At 65.0% G+C, this 306-nt stretch carries 1 pseudogene; it reads right to left on the bottom strand.

The features are described 5' to 3' along the window. Positions 1–306 (bottom strand): annotated as a pseudogene (locus tag M2D63_RS25645) (AMP-binding enzyme); the annotation flags it as partial.

The raw sequence follows: 306 nt of genomic DNA, 5'->3' as shown, positions 1-306 counted from the left end.
GATCTTGCCGCTGATGGTGCGCGGAATATCGCTGACCGCCGCAATTACCGCCGGCACATGGCGCGGGGTGTTGTTGCTGCGCATCACCTGGCGAATGCGTGCCTGCAGCGCCTCGTCGAGTTGCAGGCCCTCGCGCAGGCGCACGAACAACACCACGCGCACGTCGTTGTGCCAGCGCTGGCCGATGGCGACGCTTTCCAGCACCTCGTCGATATTTTCCACCTGACGATAGATTTCCGCCGTGCCGATGCGCACGCCACCGGGGTTTAGCACCGCGTCCTAGCGACCGTGGATCAGCAGGCCGCC

The organism is Pseudomonas sp. BJa5 (assembly GCF_030272875.2).
GTDB lineage: Bacteria > Pseudomonadota > Gammaproteobacteria > Pseudomonadales > Pseudomonadaceae > Aquipseudomonas.
This window is presented reverse-complemented; position numbering and strand designations above follow the sequence as displayed.